The organism is Streptomyces sp. NPDC059785 (assembly GCF_042732375.1).
Classification (GTDB): Bacteria; Actinomycetota; Actinomycetes; order Streptomycetales; family Streptomycetaceae; genus Streptomyces.
On sequence record NZ_JBHWHV010000013.1, the window covers coordinates 1 to 17895 of the forward strand.

General features: G+C 74.8%; 16 protein-coding genes. 12 read left to right on the plus strand and 4 right to left on the minus strand.

Annotated features, from left to right (window positions below; translation table 11 throughout):
* Positions 1 to 72: 72 nt before the first annotated feature.
* The 3 genes from ACFV6E_RS12535 to ACFV6E_RS12545 are packed head-to-tail and all read right to left on the minus strand — an operon-like array spanning position 73 to position 2791.
* Complete coding sequence (locus tag ACFV6E_RS12535; protein ID WP_385176901.1) at positions 73 to 312, minus strand: hypothetical protein; 240 nt, start codon at positions 310 to 312, stop codon at positions 73 to 75.
* A gap of 58 nt (positions 313 to 370) precedes the next feature.
* A complete protein-coding gene (malQ, locus tag ACFV6E_RS12540) occupies positions 371 to 2494 on the minus strand; it encodes a 4-alpha-glucanotransferase (protein ID WP_385461041.1) in 2124 nt (707 codons plus the stop codon).
* A gap of 3 nt (positions 2495 to 2497) precedes the next feature.
* A complete protein-coding gene (locus tag ACFV6E_RS12545; RefSeq protein ID WP_385176904.1) occupies positions 2498 to 2791 on the minus strand; it encodes a hypothetical protein in 294 nt (97 codons plus the stop codon).
* Positions 2792 to 3042: 251 nt separating this feature from the next.
* On the opposite strand from ACFV6E_RS12545, the gene ACFV6E_RS12550 reads away from it, so the two are divergent.
* From ACFV6E_RS12550 to ACFV6E_RS12570, 5 genes are all read left to right on the plus strand, one after another.
* Positions 3043 to 3651: an RNA polymerase sigma factor gene (locus ACFV6E_RS12550; RefSeq protein WP_385176906.1), complete on the plus strand. Its 609-nt coding sequence runs from the start codon at positions 3043 to 3045 to the stop codon at positions 3649 to 3651.
* The gene (locus tag ACFV6E_RS12555; RefSeq protein ID WP_385461044.1) at positions 3648 to 4718 is read left to right on the plus strand and encodes a zf-HC2 domain-containing protein; all 1071 of its coding nucleotides are present in this window, start codon (positions 3648 to 3650) and stop codon (positions 4716 to 4718) included. The genes ACFV6E_RS12550 and ACFV6E_RS12555 overlap by 4 nt, the downstream gene beginning before the upstream one ends.
* 83 nt (positions 4719 to 4801) lie before the next feature.
* Positions 4802 to 5560 (plus strand): ATP-binding cassette domain-containing protein, encoded by a 759-nt coding sequence (locus ACFV6E_RS12560; RefSeq protein WP_385461295.1) that lies wholly within the window; start codon positions 4802 to 4804, stop codon positions 5558 to 5560.
* Complete coding sequence (locus ACFV6E_RS12565) at positions 5557 to 7170, plus strand: hypothetical protein (protein WP_385176910.1); 1614 nt, start codon at positions 5557 to 5559, stop codon at positions 7168 to 7170. Before ACFV6E_RS12560 ends, ACFV6E_RS12565 begins: the two co-directional genes overlap by 4 nt.
* On the plus strand, positions 7167 to 7805 hold the full coding sequence (locus ACFV6E_RS12570; protein ID WP_385176912.1) for a hypothetical protein: 639 nt from the start codon (positions 7167 to 7169) through the stop codon (positions 7803 to 7805). The genes ACFV6E_RS12565 and ACFV6E_RS12570 overlap by 4 nt, the downstream gene beginning before the upstream one ends.
* A 102-nt stretch (positions 7806 to 7907) precedes the next feature.
* On the opposite strand, the gene ACFV6E_RS12575 is transcribed toward ACFV6E_RS12570, so the two are convergent.
* Positions 7908 to 8444: an HNH endonuclease gene (locus ACFV6E_RS12575; RefSeq protein ID WP_385461047.1), complete on the minus strand. Its 537-nt coding sequence runs from the start codon at positions 8442 to 8444 to the stop codon at positions 7908 to 7910.
* Between the two features lie 308 nt (positions 8445 to 8752).
* On the opposite strand from ACFV6E_RS12575, the gene ACFV6E_RS12580 reads away from it, so the two are divergent.
* The 7 genes from ACFV6E_RS12580 to ACFV6E_RS12610 all read left to right on the plus strand — a co-directional run bounded on the left by ACFV6E_RS12580 (position 8753) and on the right by ACFV6E_RS12610 (position 17885).
* Positions 8753 to 9841, plus strand: coding sequence for a mechanosensitive ion channel family protein (locus tag ACFV6E_RS12580; protein ID WP_385176915.1), 1089 nt, complete (start codon positions 8753 to 8755; stop codon positions 9839 to 9841).
* A gap of 239 nt (positions 9842 to 10080) precedes the next feature.
* A complete protein-coding gene (locus ACFV6E_RS12585; RefSeq protein ID WP_385461050.1) occupies positions 10081 to 11343 on the plus strand; it encodes an ROK family protein in 1263 nt (420 codons plus the stop codon).
* Between the two features lie 62 nt (positions 11344 to 11405).
* The gene (locus tag ACFV6E_RS12590) at positions 11406 to 12716 is read left to right on the plus strand and encodes a 6-phospho-beta-glucosidase (protein WP_385461053.1); all 1311 of its coding nucleotides are present in this window, start codon (positions 11406 to 11408) and stop codon (positions 12714 to 12716) included.
* The gene (locus ACFV6E_RS12595; protein ID WP_385461056.1) at positions 12707 to 13696 is read left to right on the plus strand and encodes an N-acetylglucosamine kinase; all 990 of its coding nucleotides are present in this window, start codon (positions 12707 to 12709) and stop codon (positions 13694 to 13696) included. The genes ACFV6E_RS12590 and ACFV6E_RS12595 overlap by 10 nt, the downstream gene beginning before the upstream one ends.
* 247 nt (positions 13697 to 13943) lie before the next feature.
* Entirely contained in the window at positions 13944 to 15392 is a 1449-nt protein-coding gene (locus ACFV6E_RS12600; RefSeq protein ID WP_385461058.1) for a hypothetical protein, read from the plus strand.
* Positions 15393 to 15421: 29 nt separating this feature from the next.
* Positions 15422 to 16441, plus strand: coding sequence for a glutamate ABC transporter substrate-binding protein (locus ACFV6E_RS12605; protein WP_385160564.1), 1020 nt, complete (start codon positions 15422 to 15424; stop codon positions 16439 to 16441).
* Positions 16442 to 16550: 109 nt separating this feature from the next.
* Positions 16551 to 17885 carry a hypothetical protein gene (locus tag ACFV6E_RS12610; protein ID WP_385461061.1) on the plus strand — a complete coding sequence of 445 codons (1335 nt, stop codon included), beginning with the start codon at positions 16551 to 16553 and terminating at the stop codon, positions 17883 to 17885.
* Positions 17886 to 17895 lie beyond the last annotated feature (10 nt).

The window sequence follows — 17895 nt, forward strand, 5'->3', positions numbered from 1 at the left end:
GTCCGCGCACCCGTAGGTGCGCGGACTCCCCCGGCGGACGTGAAGCGTGCGAAAGGGGCCGGATCCGGCCGCTCAGCCCTGCTTCTGCTGCTTGTGGGACTTGTCGAGGACCATCACCAGGCCGGCGATGACCACGAAGAGCACGAGCGGCGCCACCACGTAGAGGCCGATCGTCTCGATCACGCTCAGGCCGGTGCCGGGGTCGTCGCCGTCGTCGCGGATCAGCGCGACCGAGGGGGACGACATCAGCAGCATCATCAGCGTCGTGCCGGCGGCCAGCGTGCCGGCGCGCAGGGCGTTCTTGTTGTCCACGGTGCAAACGTAGCGAACGCCCGGGAGGGCCGCGCGCCCGGGGTGCCGTACGGAGGATTCAGGGGCCGTGCGGGGGCAGCCCTGCGGGGCTCGGCGGGTGCGGGCGCAGGACGTCGAGCAGGGCGTGCAGACGGGGTGAGGCGGCCAGTTCCTCCAGGGTGACCGGGCGGCCCGCCGCGTCGGCGACGGGCAGCCGCCAGTTCGGGTACTCGTCCCAGGTGCCGGGCAGGTTCTGCGGGCGGCGGTCGCCGACGGTGTCCGGCAACCAGACGCCGACCAGACGGGCCGGGGTGCGCAGCAGGAACCGGTGCACGGCCTGGATCTCGGCCTCTTCGGACGCCGTCGAGATGCCCCCGCCGCAGCCCTTGAGCAGTCCGAGCCGGGCCAGCAGCGTCAGCCACTCCCCCGTGTCCGCCGCGGCCTCGTCCCGCTCCTCGGCCAGCGGCCGGGTCAGCAGGCCGAGGCTGTCGCGCAGTTCGACGTGTTCGCCGGTGAGACGGGCGGCGGTGGACGGCAGGTCGTGCGTGGTGGCGGTGGCCAGGCAGTCGGCGCGCCAGCGGTCGGGCGGCAGCGGCAGTCCGTCACCGGTCCAGTCCCGCTCGAACCACAGCACGGAGGTGCCGAGCACCCCGCGTTCCTGAAGCGCCTCGCGCACGCCCGGCTCCACGGTGCCGAGGTCCTCGCCGATCACCAGCGCCCCGGCGCGGGACGCCTCCAGGACCAGGACGGCGAGCATGGCCTCGGCGTCGTAGCGGACGTAGGTGCCGTCGGTCGGCGGCCGCCCCTGGGGGATCCACCAGAGCCGGAACAGCCCCATGACGTGGTCGATGCGCAGCGCCCCGGCGCAGCGGAACAGGGCGCGCAGCAGGGCGCGGTACGGGGCGTAGCCGGACTCGGCGAGGCGGTCGGGGCGCCAGGGCGGCAGGCCCCAGTCCTGGCCGCGGGCGTTGAACGCGTCGGGCGGCGCGCCCACCGACATGCCGCCCGCGAAGTACCGCTGCTGGGCCCAGGCGTCGGCGCCGCCCGGGTGCACCCCGACGGCGAGGTCGTGGACGAGGCCCACCTTCATGCCGGCGTCGCGGGCGGTGCGCTGGGCGGCGACGAGCTGGGTGTCGGTGAGCCAGGCGAGCCGGGAGTGGAAGTCGATCCGGTCCATCAGCTCACTGCGCGCGCGGGCCGTCTCGGGCGAGCGCGGGTCGCGCAGCCCGGCGGGCCAGGAGTGCCAGTCGGGGCCGTGGACCTCCGCGAGGGCGCACCAGGTGGCGTGGTCCTCCAGGGCGTCGCCCTCCTCGGCGAGGTAGTCCCAGTAGGCGGCGCGCCGGCCGGGTCCGAGCGGCACCGCGCGGACGAGTTCGAGCGCTTCGCGCTTGAGCTCCCACACGGCGTCGCGGTCGATGAGGGCGCCCTCCTCCAGCACGGCCTTGCGCAGGAGCGCGGCGCGCCGCAGCACCGCCCGCAGCCGCTCGTGGCCGTCGCCGTCCTTCTCCACGTGGGCGAACTCGGGGACGTCCTCGACGCGCAGGTGCACCGGGTCGGGGAACCGGCGGGAGGAGGGCCGGTACGGGGAGGGGTCGGTGGGGTGGCCGGGCACGGCCGCGTGGAGCGGGTTGACCTGGACGAACCCGGCGCCGAGAGCGCGTCCCGCCCAGGCGCTCAGCTCGGCGAGGTCACCGAGGTCGCCCATGCCCCAGGAGCGCCGGGAGAGCAGGGAGTAGAGCTGGACGAGGAGTCCGTAGGCGCGGCCGGGCGGCGCGGGCAGCCGCGCGGGGGCCACGACGAGGTGGACGTCGGCGGTGCGGCCGTCGGGGGCGGTGGCGTGCAGGGTGTGGACGCCGGGCGGGAGACGGTCCGCCGAGGCGCGGGTCTCGCCCTGCTCCGTCTCGACGCGCAGCTGGGTGCCGTCCGGCAGGGCGGCCAGGGCCGCGGGCGGTTCGCCGTCCCAGCCGACGACGGTCGGCGGCAGCAGGCGCTCGCGCAGTCCGGCCTCCCGGGACGCGAGGGCGTCGCGTAACGCCTCCGGGGTGCTCGCGTCGACGCCGAGGGCGGCCAGGGCCGCGATGACGGCGGTGTCCGTGGCGGGGACCGTGCGGCCGGGGGACGGGCTGTAGCTGGTGGCGACGCCGTGCAGGGCGGCGAGCCGGGACAGCGGTGTCCCGGCGGGCTCGGCCGGAGGGGCCTGCACCGTTCAGGACCCCGAGGCGACGCCGGTGGAGGTCGGCTCGCTGGTGAGGGGGGCGGCGTCCGCCAGCGGCGGCTCGCTGGTCAGGGGTTCGGCGTCGGGCAGCGGCGGTTCGCTGGTCAGCGGCACCTCGCCGCAGGGGCCTTCGGCGGTGAAGACGCAGTACCGGCTCTCGCCGTAGGGGGTGTCGTCGCGGGATGTCTCGTCGCTCAGGTCGTAGACGTGCACGTGGGGTTCGGCGGACGGCTCCGCCGAGGGTTTGGAGAGGGCCGAGAGCAGAAGGTGCGCCGATGCGGCCACGGGGGCCTCCTTGTCGTCGTACGGCTGGACGCGGGTTGTCGCAGCCCTACCCAGTGAGCGCGGTCGCAGACGTGTACGGACGGACAACGTGTCTTTGGTCACATTCTGTGCCAGTTGCGGAGCCGGCACCAGGACACGATCGGACGGTGTCGGGCGCCGCGTCCGAACACGTGCGCCCGGACTCGTGCGGGCTTTCGTGAACCGTCGGCGGCGGCCGGTCCGATAGAAGGGGTGTGAGACTGTTCCGCCCCATGGGGGGCCACCGGGAGGACGCGACGGACGCGGCGCTGCTGCGCGCCGTGGCCGACGGCGACTCGACGGCGCTGGCCGCGCTGTACGACCGGCACGCGGGCTGGCTGCACACGCGGCTGACCCGGCGGTGCGGTGACGCCGAGGTCGTGCGGGAGGTGTTGCAGGACACCTTCGTGACCGTGTGGCGGTCGGCCGCGGCGCACCGGGGCTCCGAGGCCGGCGGCTGGCTGTGGACGATCGCGGCGCGGCGGCTGGCCGACGCGCGGCGGGCGCAGGAGCGGGCCGCGCGGGCCGAGTACGCGACGCCCGAGCCCGTCCCCCCGGCCCCCTCGGCCGAGGAACGCGTGCTGGCGGGGCTGGAGTACGGGGACGTGGGCACGGCCCTCGGCCGCATCTCCCCCGAGCTGCGCGAGGTGCTGCGGGCCACGGTCGTCGACGGGCTGACCACCCGCGAGACGGCCCGGCTCCTCGGCATACCCGAGGGCACGGTGAAGACCCGGGCCCGCCGCGCCCGCGCCGAACTGCGCGTGGCGCTCGCCCAGTTGCACCCGTCCGCGCTCCCGTCCCTCTCCTCACTGGACCCGGCACCGCTGGGAGGCCCGGCATGACCCGCTGGCACGCCCCGGACGACCTGATCGCCCGCTACACGGACGGCTCCCTGCCCGAGCCGGACGCCTGGTCCCTGGAGAAACACCTCGAACACTGCACCCCCTGTGCCACCCGCACCTCCCGCGCGGCCGCGGGGGGCGCGGCGGGGACGGTGCTGGCGGAGGTACGGGAGGCGGTGCTGCGGGCTGCCGCGGGTCCGGCGCCCGCGCCTCACGCGGCTACGGCACCCACCGCCTCAGCGCCCGCGGCTCCCGCGACAGCGGCGCCCGCTGCCTCCATGCCCGCGGCTCCGGTTCCCGCGACAGCGGCCCACCCGGCTACGCCGCCCGCCGCCTCAGCGCCCGCAACAGCTGCCTCGGCTTCAGCTCCCGTGGCTTCGGCAGGCGCCGCCCCCGCTCCCGCGGCGTCCTTCCGAGCCGTCGGGGGGCGGTTCGGGCGGGTGTTGTGGGCGGCCGGGCCGGCGTTGCGCGGGGCCTGGACCGGTGCCGTGCTGCTGGTGGCCCTGGGCGCGCTGGCGCTGGCGTACGGCGGCGGGCTCACGGGGGCGCGGCCGCTGCTGCTCGCGGTCGCGCCGGTCGTCCCGGTGGCGGGCGTGGCCCTGTCCTACGGGCGGCACGCCGACCCGCTGCACGAGATCGTCGCGGCATCGCCCGCCGGCGGCCTGCGGCTGGTGCTGATACGGACGGCCGCCGTGCTCGCCGTGAGCGTGCCCCTGCTGACGGCGGCGGGCCTGCTGCTCCCGGCGGCCGACCCGCGGCTGCCGCGGCCGCCCGCGGCGGCGGCTTGGCTGCTGCCCGGACTCGCCCTGACCCTGGCCACGCTGGCGCTGGCCGGTTTCGTGGGCTGCCGCACCGCCGCCGCGGTCACCGGCGGCGGCTGGCTCGCCGCGCTGGCGGCGCCCGTCCTCGTCGACACCGGCACGGGCCCGGCGGCCGGCCTCACCGAGCAGCTCTCCCGCTGCCTCACCGGCGTCCAGGCGCAGGGCTGCTGGGCCGTGGCGGCCGTGCTCTGCGCCCTGCTTCTCGCCGCGCGCCGCACCGCGTACGACCGTCTGGAGACGATGTGAACACCCCGGCCACCGCCACCGGTTCCGCCGCGTGGCACCCCGCGCCCGCGGCCGCTGCCCACGGGTCCGCCCCGTCCGTGCGGGTGTCCGGGCTGACCGTCCGGCACCGCAGGACCACCGCCCTGGACGCCGTGGACCTGGGCCTCGGCCCGGGGGTGCACGGGCTGCTCGGTCCGAACGGCGCGGGCAAGACCTCCCTCATCCGCGTGCTCGCGACGGTCGCGGAGCCCTCCTCGGGCCGGGTGGAGATGCTCGGCGGCGATCTGCGCGGCCGCCGCGAGCGCGCCGCGGTCCGCCGCGAACTGGGCTATCTGCCGCAGGAGTTCGGGTACTACCCGGGCTTCACGGTGCGCGAGTTCGTGGCCTACGCGGCCTGGCTGAAGGAGCTGCCCGCCGCGGCGGCCCCGGCGGCGGTCGAGCGGGCCGTCGCCCGGGTCGGTCTCACCGACCGCATCGACTCGAAGATCAAGACGCTGTCCGGCGGGATGGTCCGGCGGGTGGGCATCGCCCAGGCCGTCGTGAACGACCCGAAGGTGCTGCTCCTCGACGAGCCCACGGCGGGCCTTGACCCGGAGCAGCGCATCGAGTTCCGCGCGCTGCTGCGGGAGCTGGGCGGCTCCGCCACCGTCGTCGTCTCCACCCACCTGGTGGAGGACGTGGCGGCGGCCTGCACGGAGGTGACGCTGATCGAGGGCGGCCGGGTCGCGTACCGCGGCACCCCGCGGTCGCTGGCCGCGCTGGGCGCGGACGGCCACGCCTCGGACGGCAACGCCTTCGAGCGCGGCTACACCACGGCCCTGCGCGGCCACCGCGCGGCTACGGGGACGGGGGCCGGCCGGTGACCGTACGCACCCGCCCGGGGGACGCGGCCGGGGACCGCACGGGTTCCCGTACCGCCGGTCCCGGCGGACCCACCGGACTCGCCGGGACCGGCGGACCCATCGGAGCCACCGGACGCGCCAGACGCGCCGGATACACCGGACGCACCGGACGCACCGGACGCGCCGAGCGCAGGAGAACCGGCGCGTCCGGCCGGCCCGGTGCACCCGCCTCACCGTCCCCGCGCAGCTCGCGCACCCCGCGCACCCCGCGCACCGCCCTCCGTAGCGAGTTCCGGCGCGGCTTCGCGCCCTGGGCGGCCGGGGCGCTGCTGGTCACGCTCGGCTGGTCGCTCGCCGCCACCGCGGACCAGTGGCAGGGCAGTTGGGGCGAGGTGACCGACCGGCTCGGTACCGGCGCGGGCCTGGTCGGCGCCCCGTTCGCGCTCGCCGCCGGCGCCTGGCAGGGCGGCCGGGAGCGCCGGGCCCGGATGACGGAGCTGCGCCTGTCGGCGCCGCGCGGCCCGCTGCCGCAGTTGCTCGTGGCGGCGCTGCCGCTCGCCTGCTGGCTGGCCGCGGGCTACCTCGTGGCGGTCGCCGGTGCGCTGCTCGCCTGCGCGCCGTACGCGTCGGCGGGCGGTCCGGCCCCGGCCGTGTTCGCCGGGATCGCCCTCTCGCTCGCCGCGTGCTCGGTGCTCGGCCAGGTGGCCGGGCGGGTGCTGCCCTGGCGGCTGACCGCCCCGGCGCTCGCGGTCTGCGGGTACGTCCTGTTCGGCGTCCTGGCCACCGAGACATCGAGCGCCGTCCGCTTCCTCGCCCTGGCCCATGTCCGCGGAGCCGGGGACCGCGAGTCGCCGCTCTGGTGGTATCCGCTGGTCTCGGCCGTGTGGGCGGTCGGTCTCGCCGCCGCGGCGGTGCTCTGCCACACGGCACGGCGGCGCGTCGGCGCGCTGCTGCCGCTGGGTGCGGCGTTCGCGGCCGCCGCCCTGCTCGTGCACACCGGGGACGGACTGCTGCGCGACAACCCGCTGCGGCACCGCCAGGTGTGCGACGGCTCCACGACCCCGCACGTCTGCGTCAACGCCACCTATCCCGGGATGCTGCCCGAGGTCGCCGACGCGCTCTCCGGCCTCACCGGCCGTCTCGACGGCGTGCGCAATGTGCCGGTCCGCTTCGAGGACCTGGACCGCCGCCCGCACCGGGACGAGGCCCAGCTGCCGATGCTCACGCCGCTCGGCTTCAGCGCCGTACGCGGCGAGGTGACCGATCCGGCGCGGTACGCGCGGGAGGCCGCCCGGCTGCTCGTACGCCCGGACTGTGAGCAGGAGCCGTCGGCCGGGCGGGTCCGGGCCACCGACGAGGCGGTGCTGCGCTGGCTGGCCCCGGATCCCGTGGCCGACGAGATGCGCCGCCGCGCCGAGGAACTGGCCCGGCAACAGGGCTCGGGGGACGACAGTACGGGCAGCGGGCGGAACACCAGAGCCGACGAGGAACACGCGCGCCAGGCCGCCGAGGACCGGGCGTACGACCGCCTGACGGCCCTGACCGGGGACGAGCGCCGCACCTGGCTCAGCCGCTACTTCGCCACGGCGCGGCAGTGCGACCCGGACGCGAGCGAGGTGCCGTCCCTGTGAGAACCGCTGCCGGGCACGCCGCGAAGCCCCTCGCGCCTCCCCTCGCCCTCTACGCCCGCTCCCGCGCCCTGCCCGCGACCGTCGGCGTGCTGGCCGTCGCCGCGCTGTTCACCTGGTGGGCCGCGGCCCGCCCGGACACGTTCGTGGACCCGGACCGCCGGGTTCCGCTGGTCTCGCTGGCGCCCGTCATGGTCTCCGCGGCGATCGGGGTGAGCCTGCACGCGTACGCGCGCGAGCTGGACGCCACCGCGGTGCGGCCCTGGTGGACACGGCGGCTGGTCCACCTGCTGACGCTGACCGCGCTCGCGGCGACGGTGCTGGCGCTCGCGGTGCCCGGACACGCCGAGACGTTCGGGGCCGCGGCGATGGTCCGCAACACCCTGGGGGCCACCGGGCTGACGGCCGCCTCGGCCGTGCTGTGCGGAGCCCGGACGAGCTGGCTGCCGACGACGCTCTACTTCAGCGGGGTGTTCCTGTCGGCGTCCTCGCCCGGTGTGAGAAAGGAGACAGTCCTGGCCTGGCCGGTCCAGTCGGGGCCGCAGACCGGGTCCTGGGCCGCCGCACTGGCGCTGTTCGCGGGCGGAGTGGCTTGGTGCGCGGTCGTCGGCACCCGCCCCGAAGGGCCCCGCGGCTGAGAGCCTGAGTCAGACGCGGGGCCGTACGGGAGGCCGTACGCAAGGCCGTACGCGGGGCCGTACGGGACGGCCGGTGGGCAGGGTGTGCGAAGGCCCGGATCGTCAGGCGGAAATGCCGTCGATCCGGGCCATCGCGTCCTCCGCGCCGTACGGCTGCAAATACGGCAGCCAGCGCGGGTCCCTATGGCCGGTTCCGATGATGCGCCAGGCCAGCCCCGTCGGCGGGGCCGGTTTGTGGCGCAGGCGCCAGCCGATCTCCACGAGGTGCCGGTCGGCCTTGACGTGATTGCAGCGGCGGCAGGAAGCCACCACGTTGTCCCAGACGTGCTGACCCCCGCGGCTGCGCGGGATGACGTGGTCGACGCTGGTTGCGACGCCACCGCAGTACATGCACCGGCCGCCGTCGCGGGCGAAGAGCGCCCGCCTCGTCAGCGGAACGGGCCCCCGGTAAGGGACCCGTACGAACCTTTTCAGCCGGACCACGCTGGGTGCGGGGACAGTGACAGTGGCGCTGTGCAGGAAGGCGCCGGATTCCTCGAGACAGACGGCCTTGTTCTCGAGGACGAGGACGAGCGCGCGGCGGAGCGGTACGACGCCGAGTGGCTCGTACGACGCATTGAGGACCAGGACATGCGGCACGGATGCCTCCTTGTACGCCGGCGGCGCGTGGCTCGCGCCGGGACGATCTGTAGTCAGTCTCCCCTCATGCCTGGTGGAAGCGCCACCATGTCCCGGTAACGGGCTGGGAGTGTTTTCGACCACACCTTCTTCATCCCCAGGTGAGCACAGTCTCTCCCTCGAACATCGCAACGATCCACACACGATGCCCCGTTAGTGTGGTGGTTCTGCCCTACCGGTGTCTCTCTCGTGCACCGCCGGCCCGCTCGCGCGCAGCCGGCTCTCTCGTGTCCGGCCGGGGGCAGACCGTTACGCCTGGAGGTACCGCTGTGTTCTTGTCCGTCCTGTCGGCCGCTGGTTCGTCGCCGTCACCGTCGGCCACACAGTCCACGGACCCGACGACCGCCACGCTCCAGGACGCCCAGGAGAGCGCGACCAACGCCGCGAGCTGGGTCGAGGAGAACTGGTCGACGTGGCTCAGCATCGGCCTGAGAGTCCTGCTGATCGTGGTCATAGCCGCGGTCCTCAGGGTCGCGGTGCGCCGGGCGATCACCAAGTTCATAGACCGGATGAACCGCACGGCGAACGCGGTCGACGGCACGGCGTTCGGCGGCCTGCTGGTCAACGTGGAGCGGCGCAGGCAGCGCTCGCAGGCGATCGGTTCGGTGCTGCGCTCGGTGGCGTCCTTCCTGATCATCGGCACGGCGGCGCTGATGGTCCTCAGCGCGTTCGAGATCAATCTCGCGCCGCTGCTCGCCTCGGCCGGTGTGGCCGGTGTCGCCATCGGTTTCGGCGCCCGCAACCTGGTCACCGACTTCCTCTCCGGCGTCTTCATGATCCTGGAGGACCAGTACGGCGTCGGCGACACGGTCGACGCGGGGGTGGCCGCCGGCGAGGTCATCGAGGTCGGCCTGCGCGTCACCAAGCTGCGCGGCGACAACGGCGAGATCTGGTACGTGCGCAACGGCGAGGTCAAGCGCATCGGCAACCTCTCGCAGGGCTGGGCGACGGCCGGTGTCGACGTCACGCTGCCCATCTCGGAGGACCTGGACCGGGTCAAGGCCGTTCTGGACGAGGTCGGCGAGAACATGACCAAGGCCGAGCCGTGGAACGAACTGCTGTGGGGCCCGATCCAGACCCTGGGCCTGGACAGCGTGCTGCTCGACTCGATGGTCGTGCGCGTGACGGCGAAGACGATGCCCGGCAAGTCGCTGGTCGTCGAGCGCGAGCTGCGCTGGCGCATCAAGCGGGCTTTCGACGCGGCCGACATCCGCATCGTGGGCGGCCCGACGGCACCGGCCGAGACCGGCCCGTCCCCCGACCCGACGGCGGCCATGGCCGCGCCCTCGGCCTACGCCTCGACGTCGTCACCGCAGTCGGAGGCGGCGTCCCCGCTGGCACCGCCCGCGGCGAAGTAAGAGCTTCGACAGCAACGAGAGGGGCGGCGCTCCGGATCCCGTCGGACGGATCCGGAGCACCGCCCCTGCGCGTGCCGACGGCGCCTTCGCCCGTGCCGGCGCCCTGTTGACGCCCCTCCCCACGCGTCCTACGTTCGCTGACAAGGACCAGTAGGAAACCTTCCTGATAGTTGTTCCCTGTGGACGGTCCGCCCTGACCACTGGGAAGCTGGGCGGCCGAAGGGCAGGTGGGGACACGCATGGCAGCAACCTCCGGGACGCCCGGCACCCCGGGTCCCACCGGGACGCCCGACACGCCGGGTCCCACCGGGCCGCCCGGCACGCCGCGGGTGCTGCGGGCCATGAACGACCGCGCCGCCCTCGACCTCCTCCTCGCCCACGGCGCCCTGTCGCGCACCCGGATCGGCGCGCTGACCGGGCTGTCCAAGCCCACCGCCTCCCAGCTGCTCGCCCGCCTGCAAGCGGCGGGCCTGGTGCTCGCGACCGGCACCAGCGGGGGCCGCCCGGGACCGAACGCCCAGCTCTACACGGTCAACCCGGGCGCGGCGCACGCGGCGGGCCTCGACGTCACGCCCGCCCGCATCCGCGCCGCCGTCGCCGACCTCACCGGCCGGACCGTGGGCGCGTACGAACTGCCCACGCCCGCGCGGCACGACCGGCCCGTGGTGCGCCAGGTGACCGACGCCCTCGACGGGGCGGTGAAGGCGGCCGGGCTCGTCCGGGGCGACGTGCACCGGCTGGTCGTGGGCACCCCGGGCGCCTTCGACCCCGGTACCGGACGGCTTCGCTACGCCTCGCACCTGCCCGGCTGGCACGCGCCCGGCCTGCTCGGTGAACTGGCGGCGGCGCTGCCGATGCCCGTCGAGTACGAGAACGACGTCAATCTGGTCGCCGTCGCCGAGCAGCGGCTCGGTGCCGCCCGGGGGCACGGGGACTTCGTGCTGCTGTGGAACGAGGGCGGGCTCGGCGCCGCGCTCGTCCTCGGCGGACGGCTGCACCGCGGTTTCACCGGCGGTGCGGGCGAGGTCGGCTTCCTGCCGGTGCCGGGCGCGCCGCTGGTGCGGCGGGTGACCCGGGCCAACAGCGGCGGCTACCAGGCGCTGGCCGGCTCGCGGGCGATCGTCGCGCTCGCCCGCGAGCTGGGCGTACGGCCCGTGCCCGGCGGCCCGCCCGCCGAGGCCGCCGCCGCCCTCCTCGCGCGGGCCGCCGAGGCGGACGAGGAACCTCACCGGCGGCTGCTCCAGACGTACGCGACCTCGCTCGCCACCGGGCTCGCCTCGCTGGTCTCCGTGCTCGACCCCGAGCTGGTCGTGCTCAGCGGCGCCGCCCTCGCCTCCGGCGGCGAACCGCTGCGGGCGCTGGTCCGGGCCGAGCTGGCGGAGCTGGCCGCGTCCCGGCCGCGGCTGGTCCTCGGCGCCGTACGCGAAACCCCTGTGCTGCGCGGCGCGCTGGAGAGCGCCCTCGCGGCCACCCGCGACGAGGTCTTCGACACCTCGCGCTGACCCGCCCGTCCCGGACCCCGCAATCCGTCAGGCCCCTCCCGTACCGAAGGGTTGGAACACCCATGAAGCTCACCGTGGTCGGCGGAGGTTCGACCTACACACCCGAACTGGTCGACGGCTTCGCACGGTTGCGGGACACCCTGCCCGTCGCGGAGCTGGTCCTGGTGGACCCGGACGCCGAACGGCTGCGGCTGGTGGGCGGTCTGGCCCGGCGGATCTTCGCGAAGCAGGGCCATCCGGGCCGGATCGTGACCACCGCGGACCTGGACGCGGGCGTCGAGGGCGCCGACGCCGTACTGCTCCAGCTGCGCGTCGGCGGGCAGGCCGCCAGGCAGCAGGACGAGACCTGGCCGCTGGAGTGCGGCTGCGTCGGGCAGGAGACGACGGGCGCGGGCGGTCTCGCCAAGGCGCTGCGGACGGTGCCGGTGGTGCTGGACATCGCCGAACGGGTGCGCAGGGCCAGCCCGGACGCCTGGATCGTGGACTTCACCAACCCGGTCGGCATCGTGACCCGCGCCCTCCTTGAGGCCGGTCACAAAGCGGTCGGGCTGTGCAACGTGGCGATCGGACTACAACGCAAGTTCGCCGCCATTCTGGGGGTCGCCCCCGGTGATGTGCATCTGGACCATGTGGGCCTCAACCACCTGACGTGGGAGACGGGTGTGCGCCTCGGCGGTCCCGAGGGCGTGGACGTCCTGCCGAAGCTGATCGCCGAGCACGGCGGCGCCCTCGCCGACGACCTCAGGCTGCCCCGCACCCTGCTCGAACGGCTCGGCGTCGTCCCCTCGTACTACCTGCGCTACTACTACGCGCACGACGAGGTGGTGTGCGACCTGCGCACCCGGCCCTCGCGGGCGGCGGAGGTCGCGGAGATGGAACGGCGACTGCTGGAGATGTACGGGGATCCGGCCCTGGACGAGAAGCCCGCGCTGCTCGCCAAGCGGGGCGGCGCCTACTACTCGGAGGCCGCCGTGGACCTCGCGGCCGCACTCCTCGGCGGCGGCGAAGGCACAGGCGAAGACGTAGGCGAAGGGAAAGGCAGCGGGGGCGGAAGCCCGTACCAGGTGGTGAACGCATACAACGCGGGGACGCTGCCCTTCCTGCCGGACGACGCGGTGATCGAGGTGCAGGCGGCGGTCGGGCCCGGGGGCGCGGCGCCGCTGCCGGTGCCGGCCGTGGACCCGCTGTACGCGGGTCTGATGGCGCAGGTCACCGCGTACGAGGAGCTGGCGTTGCGGGCCGCGCTGCACGGCGGCCGGGAGCGGGTCTTCCGGGCGCTGCTCGCGCACCCGCTGATCGGCCAGTACGCGTACGCCGACACGCTCACCGACCGGCTGCTCGCGCACAACCGGGAGCACCTGGCGTGGGCGTGACGGCGGGGACGCGGGCCGTCGGCGCGGTCCTCGCCCTCGACGCCGGGAACAGCAAGACCGACGCGGTCGTGGTGACGGCGGACGGCCGGGTGGCCGGTGCGGCGCGCGGCAAGGGCTACCGGCCGCCGGTCGTCGGCGTCGCGGCGGCCGTGGACGCGCTCGCGGACACCGTCGCCCGTGCCTTCGCGGCGGCGGGCGTGACGTCGGTGCGGCACGTCTCGGCGTGTCTGGCCAACGTCGATCTCCCGGCCGAGGAGCGGCAGTCGGAGTCCGCGCTGCGCACGCGCGCGTGGGGCACCAGTCTTCAGGTCCGCAACGACACCTTCGCGATCCTGCGGGCCGGGGCGGACGGGCCGCTCGGGGTCGCCGTGGTGTGCGGCGCGGGCATCAACTGCGTGGGGATGCGGCCGGACGGGCGGGTCGCCCGGTTCCCCGCGATCGGGCGGATCTCGGGTGACTGGGGCGGCGGCTGGGGTCTCGCCGAGGAGGCGCTGTGGCACGCGGCGCGCGCCGAGGACGGCCGGGGCGGCCCGACCGCGCTGGCCCGCGCCCTCCCGGCCCACTTCGGGCTCGGCACGATGTACGAGCTGATCGAGGCGCTGCACCTGGGGCGGATAGCGGACGCGCGGCGGCACGAGCTGACGCCGGTGCTGTTCGCCACGGCCGCGGACGGCGACGCGGTGGCCCTCCGCCTCGTGGACCGGCTCGCCGAGGAGGTGGTCGCGATGGCGGCGGTGGCGCTGACCCGCCTGGACCTGCTCGCGGAGCGGACACCGCTGCTGCTCGGCGGCGGCGTCCTCGCCGCCCGGCATCCCCAACTGGACGACCGAATACATGAGTTGCTGGCTGAGCGCGCGCCGAAGGCGGAGGTCCGGGTGGTGACGGCCCCGCCGGTCCTCGGCGCCGCGCTCCTCGGCCTCGACCACCTGGGCGCGCAGCGGCGGGCGCACGACCGGTTGCGCGCGCACTACGAGGCGTGAGCCGCCACGGTCGTACGGGAACCGAACAGTTGCGGGGCGCGTATTCATGAGGAGGGGGTGGTGCGGGGAGCCTTGCGCTGCGCCGATGTCCCACAACTCCACCACGATCGGAACAAGTAGGAACAAGATCGTGTGAAGCCCTGTGCGGATCCCGGTCGTGGCGGCGATACTTGCGCCCGTGCACCGCTCTTCGCGCCGTCGGCACAGCGGGGCGGGGTGACCGACGGACGACCATGGGGGAGGTCAGGTGACATACCCGCAGCAGGGCGGCGTGGCGCCGGCGGCGCAGCCCGCGCCCGCGCGGCCGGCCGTACCGCCGCAGGCCGGACCGCCGGCACCGGACTCGCCGTCGCGGCGGGCTCCGGCCCCGGCGCGCCGTACGGCGTGGGCCGAGGGCACCGACCGGGTGCGGGCGGCCGCGACCACCGAGCCCGGCCGGCTGCGGATCATGGGCGCGCTGCTCGCCCTGCTGGTCGTCGCGTTCGGCGCGCTCGCCTCCTGGCAGATGGCGGACCGTTCCGCCGCCGCCGACGACGTGCTGAACAACAGTCAGCCGCTGAGCTCCGACGCCGCGGACATCTACCGCTCGCTCGCCGACGCCAACACCGCGGCCTCCAGCGGCTTCCTCGCCGGCAGCCGGGAGACGAGCGCGACCCGCGACCGCTACGAGAAGGACATCCGCACGGCCGCCGCCAAGCTGGTCAAGGCCGCCGCCAACGCCGAACCCGACTCGCCCTCGACCCGGACGATCGCCGAGCTGAACAAGCTGCTGCCGGAGTACAAGGGCCTGATCGAGCGGGCCCGCGCCAACAACCGGCAGGGCTATCCGCTCGGCGGCGCCTATCTGCGCTACGCCAACGACAAGATGCAGCAGCGGATGCTCCCGGCCGCCAAGGACCTCTACACAAAGGAGAACCAGCGGCTGCGCGCCGACTACGCGGACGCGACACCGTACCCGTGGGCCGCGATCGGTCTCGGGGTCGTCGCGGTGGGCGCCCTGCTGTGGGCGCAGCGGCGCCAGTACCGGCGCACGAACCGCGTGCTGAACCAGGGCCTGGTCGCCGCCACGGCCGCCTCCGCGGTGGTCCTGCTCTGGCTGGTCGCCGGGCACAGCGTCGCCCGCGCCGAGCTCAACTCCTCGTACGACCACGGGGTCCGCTCGCTCGACGTGCTGCACGACGCGCGGATCGCGTCGCTGAACGCCCGGGGCAACGAGAACCTGACCCTGGTCAGCCGGGGCGCCCAGACCAAGGAGCTGCCCGACGGCTCCCAGGTCGACCTGTACGACTACGACTTCGAGCGGCAGATGGGCTCGCTCACCTCCGGTCTGAGCAAGGCCGCGGACCTCGCCGACGACGAGGCGGGCGCGCGGCCCGTCGAGGCGGCGACGGCGAGCATGAAGGAGTGGAAGGACCGGCACAAGGTCGCCCGCGAGGCCGACGAGGCGGGCAACTTCCAGGACGCGCTGGACAAGGTCATCGGCGGCAAGGAGTCCAAGCCGACCGGCGAGTGCTTCGACCAGGTCGACGCCAGTCTGTACCGGGCCCTGACGCAGGAGCAGAAGGAGTTCCGGCAGTCCGCCGGGAACGGTCTGGACGCGATGACCGGCCTGCCGGTGGGCGCGGCCGTCCTCGCGGTGATGGCGGCGGCGGGCGCGCTGCTCGGCATCGGCCGCAGGCTTTCGGAGTACCGGTGAGCGGGATGTCAGTGGGAGGAGGAACGGCGATGATCATGAGGCGACTGCGGGTCAGTCTGAAGGGCTGGGGTGGTGTCGGCGCGATGGCCCTCGCCTGCGCCCTCGCCGTGGTCCTGGCGCTGCTGCTCCCGCTGACCCAGCCGGACCCGGAGGACGGCGCGGGCCTCGGCGGCCGGGGCATCGCCCAGGGCGTGCAGGCGAAGGCCGGTGACTGCGGCGCCCACCCCGAGGACCTGAGCCCCGCCCCCTCGGGCGACGAGAGCGGCACGACCATCCAGAAGATCAAGAAGCGCGGCTACCTCACGGTCGGCGTCGACCAGAACAGCTACCGCTGGGGCTACCGCGACCCGAACAGCACCAAGGAGAACGTCGAGCTGGAAGGGTTTGACATCGACCTCGCGCGGCGGATAGCCGAGGAGATCCTGGGCAGCCCGGACGACATCCGCTTCCGGGCCATCCCGACCGACCAGCGCATCGAGGCGATCCAGGACGGCCGGGTCGACATGGTGGTGCGCACCATGACGATCAGCTGCAAGCGGCTGGAGCAAGTGGCGTTCTCCGCGCCGTACTTCGTCACCGGCCAGCAGGTGCTCGCCCCGGAGACCTCGGACATCAAGGGCTACGACAAGTCCCTCGCGGGCAAGAAGGTGTGCACCGCGCAGGGCTCCACCGCCAACGAGAAGCTCGCCGACGACAAGGAGTCCGGCAAGCTCCCGGCGTCCGTCGACATCTCGGAGACCGTGCCCAACCAGCTCGACTGCCTGGTACGGCTCCAGCTCGGTGAGGCCGACGCCGTGGTGACCGACGGGGCGCTCGCCGCGAGCCAGGCCGCGCAGGACCCGACGGTCCAGCTCAAGGGCGAGACCTTCACCACCGAGTACTACGGTGTCGCCATGAAGAAGGACGCCGGGGACCTGGTGCGCCGGGTCAACCGGGTCCTGGAGGACTACCGCAAGGACGGCTGGCAGAAGTCGTACGACAGGTGGCTGGCCGCGACTCTCCCCGAGGACTCGCCGTCGTCCAGTGCGCCGGCGGCCCACTACAAGTAACGACCTGCAAGCAACGACCTGCACGTAACGACCGCACTCCAGGTGACGGCCCCTTACAGACGGCGGCCCGCGAGGGACACGGGCAACGAGCGGAAGCGAGAGGTGATCGATGGGCGTCGCGGGACCCCCCGGGCCGGTGATGGACCGGGACGAGGTGGACCGTGCGCTGGCGCGCCTCGGCGCGGAGCACGAGGCCATCGAGACCTCCCTCCTCGCGCTACAGGACCACGCGGGCCGCAGGCTCCTCGAAGGCGCCGAGCTCACCGGCACGACCAAGGAGCGCTGGACGGCCGCCGAGGCGTCGATCACCCTGCTGTGGGCGTACTTCGACGCGTACACGGACGCCCTGCACAGCGCGCGCGGCATCCGGTCCCGCAGGCGCTGGTCGAGCCGCGAGGACCTGGCCGAGCTGACGGAGCTGCTGCGCGGCGAGTGCGTCACGGTCGCGGGCAGCGCCACCGCCGCGGCGAACGCGCCGGACCTGCCCGCACCCGGCCGGCTCAGCGAGCAGTTCACCCTCGCCGCGCTCGTCGACCGGATGAACGGGCTGTACGCGTCCTCGCTGGACATGGTGGTGGCCGCGGACGCCGTCTGGTCGGCGCTGCCCGCCCGGATCGACCTGCTGTCCGCCGAGTTGCAGCGCACCCGCCGCCTCGCGCACTCCGTCGGCGTACGCCCCGGGGAGCACCCGGCCGGTGACGACCTGGAGCGGATCACCCGCACCCTCACCTCGCTGCGCGAGCGGGTGATCTCCGACCCGCTGGCCTTCTGGCAGGCGGCGCCCGGCAGTTCGGCGCCCGGCGGCGGTCGCCCCGACACCACGACGTACGACCGTGAGGCGCGGGCCCTGGAGGACGTGCGCCGGGAGATCGACGCGGTGCTGACGGTCCGGCAGGACGCGGAGGCCCGGCTGGTGCGGCTGCGGGACGTGCTCTCGCGCGCGGACCGCACGCTCGCCGAGGCCCGCTCCGCGCGCGGCGAGGTGCTCGCGAAGATCGCCGCCTCCGAGGTGCCGGCCGTGAGCGGCCCGCCGACCGCGCTCCAGGAGCAGCTGGCGACGGCCGCCGAGTACCGCAGGCACGCGCAGTGGCACCGGCTCTCCCCGCTCCTGGAGTCGCTGGAGGAGAAGGCGGAGGACGAACTGCTGCGCGCCCGCGAGTCGTTGTCGGCGGTCACACAGCCGCTGGCGGTCCGCGCCGAGCTGCGCGGCCGGCTCGACGCGTACAAGGCGAAGGTGGCCAGGCACGGGCTCGCCGAGGACCCGTTCCTCGTCGAGCGGTACGACGCGGCGCGCCGCATGCTGTGGAGCGCGCCCTGTGATCTGCGCGTCGCCGAGCAGGCGGTGCTGCGCTACCAGCGGGCGGCGGCCGAGCTGCTGAGCCCCCGGGTGCCCGAGCAGGACGGGCAGAGCGGCCTGACGGACCGGAGGGGGCCCGGCGCGTGAGCGACGAAGG